Raw genomic sequence first — 9,918 nt, 5'->3', positions numbered from 1 at the left:
CGTTGTCTTTTTTCTTTTTTATCCCCCACCCGCCCCCCCCCCCCCCCCCCCCCCCGCCCCCCCCGCGGGGGGGCCCGGCCGCCGCGGGGCGCGCGCCCCCCCCCGGCGGCGAGAATGCAAAGCGCGCCGATCGGCCCGCAACCGGTGACCAGGACGCGCTTGCCGAGCAGCGAGCCGGCGCGGTTGAGGGCATGCAGCGTCACCGCGAACGGCTCGGCGAAGGCAGCTTCGTTGATGGAAACGTGATCCGCGACCTTGTGGCATTGCCACGCCTCCGCGACCAGGCGCTGGCGGAACGCCCCTTGTATATGCGGCATGGGCATGGCGCTGCCATAGAAGCGCATGTTCAAGCACTGGTTCTGCATGCCTTGCAGGCAGTAGCGGCAGGCATTGCAGGGCCGGCTGGGCGAGATAGCCACGCGGTCGCCGACAGCGAGGGTGGAAACCCCGCCGCCCATCGCCTGCACCGTGCCGGCAACCTCGTGGCCAAGGATCATGGGTTCACGAAGGCGGATCGCGCCGAAGCCACCATGGTTGTAATAATGCAAGTCCGAGCCGCAGATACCGCCCGCTTCGACGGCGATCTCGACCTGCCCATCGCCAGGAACGCCCGGATCGGTCTCTTCGATCCTCAGGTCTTTTGCCGCATGGATGACGATCGACTTCATGAACGCGATCCTTTCTCAAACGACCGGTGTCAGCAAGGATTGCCCGCCGAAATGGGCGGCGAGGTTGTCGCGGACAAGTCGACCCATGGCTTTGCGGGTCTCAACCGTGCCGCTGGCGTGGTGTGGTTGCAACACGACGTTGGAAAGCTTCAGAAAGCGCTCGTCGATTGTCGGCTCATTCCAGAACACGTCGAGCCCGGCGCCCTTGATCGCGCTGGATTCCAGCGCGGCGAGCAGCGCGGTCTCATCGACCGTGCTGCCGCGCGAGATGTTTATCACGATGCCGTCCGCTCCGAGCGCTGCCAGGATCGCCGCATTGATGATGTGTTTCGTGCTTTCGCCGCCCGCCAGCGTTACGATCAGAAATTCGCTGTCGCGCGCCAGTTCGAGCAGATCGCCGACAAAAGTATAAGGAAGATCGTCGCGCTTGCGATTGTCGAAATAGGAAATTGCGCAGTCGAAGGCAGCCGCGCGCCTCGCCACCGCCGCACCGACGCGGCCCATGCCGACAACGCCCAGCCTTTTTCCGCAGACACGCGTAACCAGCCCCATATTGCCCTTGCGCCAGCTTCCATCGCGCACATAGGCGTCTGCCTGCGGGATTTTTCGCGCGACGGCGAGCAGCAGCCCGATGCCGATATCGGCCACATCCTCGGTCAAGACATCCGGCGTGTTGGTGACACGGATGCCGTTCGCCCTGGCGTAGTCGAGGTCGATGGCATCGGTGCCAACGCCATAACAGGAAACGATTTCGAGCTTCGGCAGTTTTGCCATCAGAGCGGCGCTGGCGCCCAGCTCGCCGCGCGTGGCGATGGCGCGGATCGCGCCGGCGTGGCTTGAGAGCAGCGCGTCCTTGTCCTCTTCCTGCCAAAGCTTGTGGACGCGATATTTCGCCTCAAGGTCTCCCATGTCCCAAGCCGGATAGGGGCCTGTCATCAAAATGTCGGTCACCGCGTCATCTCCTGTGCGAGTTCATTTTTCCCATTGACTATGTTATCGATAACATTCATGTCAATAGGGTCTGGCCGCGGCGCGATGGAAATCGCACCACTTCAGGGGACATTCTTCGGGAGGAGCATTTGAGCAGTTCATTGTTCGATTTGACCGGCATGCGGGCGCTGGTCACCGGCTCGGGTCAGGGGATCGGCCTGGCGCTGGCCGAGGGGTTGGCGCAGCACGGCGCCGAAATCGTGCTCAATGGACGCAGCGCCGAAAAAGTCAGAACGGCGGCGGATGCACTGACAGCGAAGGGACACAAGGTCGACAGCGCCGTCTTCGACGTCACCGATCACGCAGCGGTCGTCAAAGGCGTCGCCGAGATCGAGGCCACGCTCGGCGCGATCGACATCCTTGTCAACAACGCGGGCATGCAGTTTCGGGCGCCGCTCGAGGAGTTTCCCGCCGACAAGTGGGATGAATTGCTGCGCACCAACATCTCCAGCGTGTTCTTCGTCGGGCAAGCGGCGGCGCGGCACATGATCCCGCGGCGGCGCGGCAAGATCATCAATATTGCCTCGGTGCAGAGCGAACTGGCACGGACGAACATTGCGCCCTATACGGCCACGAAAGGCGCTGTGCGCAACCTGACGCGCGGCATGTGTGCCGATTGGGCGAAGCATGGCTTGCAAATCAATTCCATCGCGCCGGGTTACTTCAAGACGCCGCTCAACCAGGCGCTGGTCGACAATCCCGAGTTTTCGGCCTGGTTGACCAACCGCACGCCGGCGGGGCGCTGGGGCAATGTCGGCGAACTGGTCGGCGCGGCGGTTTTTCTGGCCGGCCCGGCTTCATCCTTTGTCAACGGACACACGCTCTATGTCGATGGCGGCATCACAACCTGCCTTTGAGCCCCCGCTCATCGTCGTGATGGGCGTCAGCGGCTGTGGCAAAACGAGAGTCGGCGTCGAGATCGCCGCGCGGCTTGGACTTGCCTTCGTCGAAGGCGATACGCTGCATCCGCGCGGCAATGTCGAGAAAATGTCGGCGGGCATACCGCTTTCCGACGATGATCGTTGGCCTTGGCTTGACCTGTTGGGTGCAGCCTTGCGCCATGCGGATGAGGAAGGCCATGGGCTCGTCGCGAGTTGCTCGGCGCTGAAGAAATCCTATCGCGATCGCCTTCGCCACGGGTCTGGCGGGCGGTTGCTTTTCGTATTTTTGGACGGGTCACATGCCTTGCTACAGGCCAGGATCGCCGAGCGACGCAGCCATTTCTTTCCACCGGCGCTGCTCGACAGCCAGCTCGCCACACTGGAGTATCCCGGCGACGAACCGCTGGTGGTCACGGTGGACATCGCCGCGCCCGTCGACAGGATTGCCGATGCGGCGTTGCAGGGGCTGGGCGCCTTTGGGGTCGCCCCTGTCAGGATCAAGGAAAAAGGCACGTTGAGATGACGCAAGCAGTAAAAGTCGCCGTTGTCGGCGCCGGCATCATGGGGTCGGCGATCGCCACCCGTCTGATCGAGACGGGGCAAGTGGTTACGGTATTCGATCTGGACAAGGCAAAGGTCGCCGCCCTGACTGCAAAGGGTGCGGCTGCCGCCGCGTCAGTTGCCGAGGCAACACGGGTGAGCAGCTTCGTCATCCTCAGCCTCAACCATGCCGATATCGTGCGTTCGGTGGTGTTTGGCGATGGCGGTGTCGCGGCGAGTGCGTCACCCGAAAAATTGCTGATCGACATGTCCTCGATCGATCCTGCCGACACCGCGCAAATGGCCAGCAGGCTCTCGGCCGAGACCGGCATGAAATGGCTCGATTGCCCGCTTTCGGGTGGCGTTCCGGGCGCATTGGCCGGCCGGCTGACTATCATGGCGGGCGGTGAGGCGGCCGATTTTGAACACGCCCGTACGGTGATGCGGCATCTCTGCGCCAACTACACGCTCATGGGGCCGAGCGGGGCAGGGCAGACGACCAAGCTGATCAACCAGCTGTTCTGCGCGGTGCTGTTCCAGGCCGTCGCCGAAGCCGTAAAACTCGCCGAAGCGGGCGGAGTCGATCCGAAGGCGATCCCGGAGGCGCTCAAGGGCGGCCGTGCCGATTCCAGCATCATGCAGGAGTTCATGGGGAAGTTCGCCGCCCGCGATTTTTCGCCGACCGGCCGCATCGACAATATGCTGAAGGATCTGGATTCGCTGCAGGCTTTCGCGCTGAAGACCAAGACGCCCCTGCCGATGACAGGGCAGGTCGTGGAGCTTCACCGCCTGCTGTGCGCCGCCGGACTGGGGCCTAGGGATTCGGCCGAGATGATGCGACTGCTCGACGGCAAGATAAGCTGATCGGGGGCCTTCGATCTTGCCGCTTGACGCCCGGAAATGTTATCGATAACATAATTTTGCGATCTCGGGAGGAAACGCTTCGTGGCTGAGGAAAAACTGATCGAGTTCAAGTCGATTACGAAGGAGTTCGGCGGCACCCGCGCGCTCTCCGACGTGACGCTCGATCTGCACAAGGGCGAAATTCTGGCGCTGCTCGGCGAGAATGGCGCCGGCAAGTCGACGCTGATCAAGACGCTCGCCGGTATCTACCGGCCCGATGGCGGCCACATCCTGTTTCGCGGCGAGCCCTATCATCATCGGCCGCCGCGGCCGAACCAGCGCCAGTCCGTCGCTTTCATTCACCAGGATCTCGGCCTGATCGAATGGATGACGGTCGGCGAGAATGTCGGCCTCGCCCAGGGATTTTCGCTTCGCTCTGGTCTGATCGACTGGCGTTCCACCGAACAACGTGCCCACGAGGCGCTGAAGCTCGTCGGTTGCGACTTCGACCCGACGACGCGTGTCCAGGACCTGACGCGCACCGAAAAATCACTGGTCGCCATCGCCCGCGCCTTGGCCACCGAGGCCGATGTGCTGGTGCTCGACGAGCCGACCGCCAGCCTTCCGGCCGACGAGGTCGAGCGGCTTTTCGACGCCATCCGTCCGCTCAAGCAGCGCGGCGTCGGCATGATCTATGTCTCGCATCGCCTCGATGAGATTTTCCGCATCGCCGACCGGGTCGCCGTGCTGCGCGACGGCAGGCTGGTCGGTGAGAAGAAGGTCGCCGATACAAAACCCGACGAACTGGTCGAGATGATCGTCGGCCGTCCGGTCAGCCAGGTTTTCAGCAAGGCTCAGACGCAGGCCGGCGAGACGATCTGCGCCGTGCGCGACCTTGTCTGCGCCGGCGCCGGCCCGGTATCTTTCGACGTGCGCAAGGGTGAGCTGCTCGGCCTGGTCGGCCTGCGCGGCGCCGGGCAGGAGCTGGTCGGCCGGGCGCTGTTTGGCTGCCAGGCTTTTTCTGGATCGGTGACGATCAATGGTGTTGCGCCCGACCTGTCGAGCCCGATCGCCGCCATGGGCTCCGGCGTCGGCCTGATCGCACGCGACAGGACAGAGGAGTCGATCGCGGCCTCCTTGTCGATCCGGGAGAACAGCTTCCTCAATCCCGGCGCCGGTCAGCGCGGCCTGTTCTCCTTCCTGGCGCCACACAAGGAGGCTGCTCTCGCCCGAGTGATCGGCGGCTCGGTCGGACTGCGCCCCAACGACCCGAACCTGCCGATCGAGGCGTTGTCCGGCGGCAATCAGCAGAAGGTGGTTGTCGGGCGCTGGCTCCATACCGGTCGCACATTGCTGATCGCCGAGGATCCGACCGCCGGCGTCGATGTCGGCGCCAAGGCCGAGATCTACCGGCTGATCGGCCGCGCGCTCGAAGCCGGTCTCGCCGTCGTCGTGGTGTCGACCGATTTCGAAGAGATCGCCCATATCTGCCATCGCGCTTTGGTGTTTTCGCGAGGACGCATCGTTCGCGAACTCACAGGCAACGACCTGACCACATCCGCCGTGATCACCGCGGCATCGGCTTCCGAAGCCGCCTGACTTTTCCGGAGCAAAGCCATGCAATCGATCGAATCCAGCGCACTCGAACCGACCCGCGGCGAAATGGCGGGCTTGCCACTTAGCCAGAAGATCATCAGGTTGCTGCCGGTCTACGGCCTGGTGATCCTCACCGTATTGCTGATCCTGCTGTTTTCGATCCTGCTGCCGAACACGTTCCCGACGCTGCTCAACCTGCGCTCGATCATCTCCGACAAGACGATCATCGCGCTTTTGTCCCTGGCGGCGATGATCCCGATGGCATCCGGGCGCATTGACCTTACCGTTGGCTACGGCATCGTGCTGTGGCACATCCTCGCCATCAGCCTGCAGACCATGTTCGGCGTTCCGTGGCCGCTGGCGGTGATGATCGTGCTGCTTCTCGGCGCCGCGACCGGCTTCCTCAATGGCCTGCTGGTTGAAGTCGCCCGCATCGATTCTTTCATCGCCACGCTCGGCACCGGCACGGTTCTCTATGCCCTGGCGCTTTGGCATACTGGCGGCCGGCAGGTTATCGGCGTTTTGCCCAACGGCTTCTACGCGCTGAACGGCACCATGGTGTTCGGGCTTCCGATCACTGGCCTCTACGTCTTGGGCATTGCCGTCGTGCTCTGGATCATCCTCGAATATCTGCCGATCGGCCGCTACGTCTATGCCATCGGCGCCAATCCGAAGGCTGCGGCGCTGAACGGCATTCCGGTGCGCCGCTTTGTCATCGGAGCTTTCATCTCATCAGGCTTCCTGACGGCGCTGACGGGTGTGCTCCTCGCCTCCAAGCTGCGCATCGGCCAGGCCAGCGTCGGGCTGGAATATCTCTTGCCGGCTCTCGTCGGCGCCTTTCTCGGCTCGACCACGATCAAACCCGGACGCGTCAATGTCTGGGGCACGATGACAGGCGTCATCATCCTGGCGGTCGGTATTTCCGGCATTCAGCAGTTCGGCGGCTCGTTCTTCGTGGAGCCGCTGTTCAACGGCGTGACGCTGCTCGTTGCCATCGGCATTGCCGGCTACGCCCAGCGCAAGCGCGGCGCCACCCACAGGGCCAGCATCAAGACTGTGGCACAGTCTTCGAAGTGACTAGCCGAACCAACCCCGTGGATCATGAAATGAGCCACTACGAGGTTCTCGACGATCGGTTCCGCAAGCTGACGATCGGGCATGCCAAGCTCGAACGGCTATGGACCGGCAGCCGTTGGGCGGAAGGACCGGTGTATGTACCGGCCGCAAGGCATTTGCTGTGGTCGGACATCCCCAACGATCGGCTGCTGCGCTACGACGAAGGCGATGGTTCCGTCAGTGTCTTCGAGACCCATTGCAACAATCAGAACGGCCACACGCTCGACCGCGAAGGCCGCGTCGTTGCTTGCGAGCATGGCGGACGCCGTGTCTCCCGGCTCGAGCATGACGGGCGCTGGCGGACGCTTGTCGAGACCGTTGCCGGCAAGCGGTTCAATTCACCCAATGACGTGGTGGTCAAATCCGACGGCACGATCTGGTTCACCGACCCGGTCTACGGCATCGAAAGCCACTACGAGGGCAAGATCGCCAGAGCGGAGATCGGCGGCTCCCATGTCTACCGGTTCGACGAGGTTTCGGGCGAGGTGAGCGCCGTCATCACCGATATGGTGCAGCCGAACGGCCTGGCTTTCTCGCCCGACGAGACGATCCTCTATGTTTCGGACAGCGGCGCCAGTCACGTGCTCGGCCTGCCGCGCGCGATCAGGATTTATGATCTTGCCGACGGCCGGTCGGCGCGTGCACGCGGCATCCTTGCCGAATGCGGGGCAGGCCTGTTCGATGGTTTCCGCCTCGATCGCGACGGCAACATCTGGGCCTCCAGCGCCGACTCGGTGCGCGTCCATGCACCGGACGGAACCCTGATCGGCCGGATCCTGGTTCCCGAACTCGTATCCAATGTCTGTTTCGGCGGTCCCAAGCGCAACCGCCTCTACATCACGGCGCAGACATCCCTCTACGCCATCTACGTCAACGCACATCCGGCCGGCGTTGGTCCGGTGGCGGGCGATATCAGTCAGTGACATGACGGCAACCCCAATCGAAAGCCGAGTTCGGAAAGACCATGCAATTTCTTGAAACCAAGGGAGGTACCAACATGCAACGCAGAACATTCCTGAAATCGTCCGTCGCCTTGATGACGATCGCCATCGCTGCTCCGGCCCTGTTCGCCGGCCAGGCCCGGGCGGACGCGATGGCCGACGCCATGGCGATCGTCCAGAAATATGCGCAGAAGGTCACGGCCTGGGATGGCCCGACCACCGGTCCGAAGGCGCAGCAAGGCAAGACGATCGTCGTGCTCGCCGGCGACCTCAAGAACGGCGGCATTCTGGGCGTTACCAACGGCGTCGAGGAAGCGGCCAAGGCGATCGGCTGGGAGGTCAAGGTAATTGACGGCGCCGGCTCGATCGGCGGCCGCACCGCTGCCTTCGGCCAGGCCATGGCGTTGAAGCCGAATGGCATCGTCATCAACGGTTTTGACGCCATCGAGCAGGCGCCGGCACTGGAACAGGCGAAGGCCGCCGGCATTCCGTTGGTCTCCTGGCATGCCGGACCGGTGATCGGGCCCGACGAGAAAAGCGGCGTGTTCGCCAACGTGTCGACGGACGCCATGCAAGTCTCCACCGCTGCGGCCGACTGGGCCTACGCCGATGCCAAGGGCAAGCCCGGCGTCGTTATCTTCACCGATTCAACCTACGCCATCGCCATCGCCAAAGCCGACAAGATGAAGGCGGAGATCGAACGGTTGGGCGGCAAGGTGCTCGAATATGTCGACACGCCGATCGCCGAGACCTCCCAGCGCATGCCGCAGCTGACCACTTCGCTGCTGCAGAAATACGGCGACGCCTGGACCCACTCACTAGCGATCAACGATCTCTATTTCGACTTCATGGGGCCCTCGCTCGCCGCCGCCGGCAAAGCCGGCACCGACGCGCCGATCAATGTCGCCGCCGGCGACGGTTCGGAATCGGCGTATCAGCGCATCCGCGCCAGCCAGTTCCAGAAAGTGACGGTCGCCGAACCGCTCAACTTGCAGGGCTGGCAATTGGTCGACGAGCTCAACCGCGCCATCGCTGGCGAAAAATGGTCGGGCTATCTATCGCCGCTGCATGTCGTGACAGCCGACAATGTCGAGTTCGACGGCGGCCCGAACAATGCGTTCGACCCCGGCAATGGCTACCGGGACGAATACCAGAAGATCTGGGGCAAGTAGCCGCGCAGCGATGCGGGCGCATCAAGTGATGCGCCCGCACCGTGGCGTCATCCCACCGCAAATCCGGAACTGTCCGGTTTTTCACATTCCGCCATCGGGCGACAGCCTTCTCAACCGCAGAAAATCGGGAAACCTCCGACATGATTATTCGTTACGCCCTCTTCGAAGGGGAAATCCACGCCGGGCGCGAGAGCGAGTTCCGGCGCTTCGTCAAGGAGAGGCTGGTGCCGCTGTGGACGCAGTTTCCTGGGGCGGAAGAGGTGCGCGTCCTGGACGGCACCGCGCGTGACGACGGCGCTCCCGTCTATGCCATGGCGCTTGCCATCCGCTATCCCGACATGGATACCTGCAGCCGGGCGCTGCAGTCCAATGTCAGGTTTCAAAGCCGCGACGTGACCGGAGAATTGCTGAAAATGTTCACCGGGCGCGTTCATCATCACGTCTTCGAATCCAATGAGTACGCACCAGTCCGATCGGGACCTTGATCGACAACGTTCTCAATTGCCGCCATCGGCGAACGGCCGTATCGGTGATTGCGTGTCCATGATCTGAACCTTCGGACCTGACGTCGCGATTGGCCGAGGGACTGTATGGGACGATACGAGGCATTTTGACGATGCGGGCCCACGCCGAGGGCCGCTGCACCAATCCGCTTGAGAGAAGCCGATCGACCAACGGGCTTGTTGGTAGTGGTTCAAGTTTCCCTGCAGAAACCAGATTGCAAGCGGTCTTTGCGTCGAACAGGCCAATGATTCAATAGATCCAACAACCTCATTCGCTGCAAATATCAAGTCCGTGCGGAAAGGGCCCGATATTGGTTGCCAGGCTGTACTGGCGCTTTTTCTAGTCTCGTCTTCTGGGTTCCAAAACGCCGAAAAGCGCGCGGTTCCTCGGTGAGCCTCTTGTGAGCGTATTCACGCCGAGTCGAATCCCAAGACTTTTCGGTTTTTAACGCCCGGACGGACGCTAGCAATTTTAGTCATTGCCGGCTCGAACTCGTCGCTGGAAGGTCTCTGGGACCGGCTTCGGCACTGGCACCACAGCGCTCATTCGACATTGGCTTGGAAGGCTACATGTGCGTTAATGTCGATCGTGTCCCAGGAAGTGGTGTAGCTGACGGCTTGGTCGCCGCGTTCTCCGGCATGGGGCCGGGCTGATCAGCGTGCCACGG

Annotated in this window: 10 protein-coding genes; 8 read left to right on the top strand and 2 right to left on the bottom strand. The window is 62.7% G+C overall.

Annotated features, from left to right (window positions below; genetic code table 11):
• Both NKH03_RS33310 and NKH03_RS33305 read right to left on the bottom strand, forming a co-directional pair.
• Nucleotides 1–668 (bottom strand): alcohol dehydrogenase catalytic domain-containing protein (locus NKH03_RS33310; protein WP_352973117.1); only part of this gene is annotated, 668 nt, incomplete at its 3' end.
• A gap of 15 nt (nucleotides 669–683) precedes the next feature.
• The gene (locus NKH03_RS33305; RefSeq protein WP_352873622.1) at nucleotides 684–1,604 is read right to left on the bottom strand and encodes a 2-hydroxyacid dehydrogenase; all 921 of its coding nucleotides are present in this window, start codon (nucleotides 1,602–1,604) and stop codon (nucleotides 684–686) included.
• A gap of 173 nt (nucleotides 1,605–1,777) precedes the next feature.
• Between NKH03_RS33305 and NKH03_RS33300 the strand changes: the two genes are divergently transcribed.
• The 8 genes from NKH03_RS33300 to NKH03_RS33265 all read left to right on the top strand — a co-directional run bounded on the left by NKH03_RS33300 (nucleotide 1,778) and on the right by NKH03_RS33265 (nucleotide 9,232).
• On the top strand, nucleotides 1,778–2,515 hold the full coding sequence (locus NKH03_RS33300) for an SDR family oxidoreductase (protein ID WP_352873620.1): 738 nt from the start codon (nucleotides 1,778–1,780) through the stop codon (nucleotides 2,513–2,515).
• Nucleotides 2,490–3,062 (top strand): gluconokinase, encoded by a 573-nt coding sequence (locus NKH03_RS33295; protein WP_502911036.1) that lies wholly within the window; start codon nucleotides 2,490–2,492, stop codon nucleotides 3,060–3,062. Before NKH03_RS33300 ends, NKH03_RS33295 begins: the two co-directional genes overlap by 26 nt.
• Complete coding sequence (locus tag NKH03_RS33290; RefSeq protein ID WP_352873615.1) at nucleotides 3,059–3,943, top strand: NAD(P)-dependent oxidoreductase; 885 nt, start codon at nucleotides 3,059–3,061, stop codon at nucleotides 3,941–3,943. The genes NKH03_RS33295 and NKH03_RS33290 overlap by 4 nt, the downstream gene beginning before the upstream one ends.
• An 81-nt stretch (nucleotides 3,944–4,024) precedes the next feature.
• Complete coding sequence (locus tag NKH03_RS33285; RefSeq protein WP_352873613.1) at nucleotides 4,025–5,521, top strand: sugar ABC transporter ATP-binding protein; 1,497 nt, start codon at nucleotides 4,025–4,027, stop codon at nucleotides 5,519–5,521.
• 18 nt (nucleotides 5,522–5,539) lie between these two features.
• Nucleotides 5,540–6,595, top strand: a complete 1,056-nt coding sequence (locus NKH03_RS33280; protein WP_352973116.1) for an ABC transporter permease — start codon at nucleotides 5,540–5,542, stop codon at nucleotides 6,593–6,595.
• A 29-nt stretch (nucleotides 6,596–6,624) separates the two neighbouring features.
• Nucleotides 6,625–7,557, top strand: coding sequence for an SMP-30/gluconolactonase/LRE family protein (locus tag NKH03_RS33275; protein WP_352873609.1), 933 nt, complete (start codon nucleotides 6,625–6,627; stop codon nucleotides 7,555–7,557).
• Between the two features lie 74 nt (nucleotides 7,558–7,631).
• The gene (locus NKH03_RS33270) at nucleotides 7,632–8,747 is read left to right on the top strand and encodes an ABC transporter substrate-binding protein (protein WP_352873607.1); all 1,116 of its coding nucleotides are present in this window, start codon (nucleotides 7,632–7,634) and stop codon (nucleotides 8,745–8,747) included.
• Between the two features lie 140 nt (nucleotides 8,748–8,887).
• Entirely contained in the window at nucleotides 8,888–9,232 is a 345-nt protein-coding gene (locus NKH03_RS33265; RefSeq protein WP_352873605.1) for a hypothetical protein, read from the top strand.
• The last annotated feature ends 686 nt before the right edge of the window (nucleotides 9,233–9,918 follow it).

The organism is Mesorhizobium sp. M1406, assembly GCF_040317555.1.
In the GTDB taxonomy this organism is placed as follows: Bacteria; Pseudomonadota; Alphaproteobacteria; order Rhizobiales; family Rhizobiaceae; genus Mesorhizobium.
Note: the sequence above shows the minus strand (reverse complement) of the source record. Positions and strands in the feature narration are given on the sequence as shown.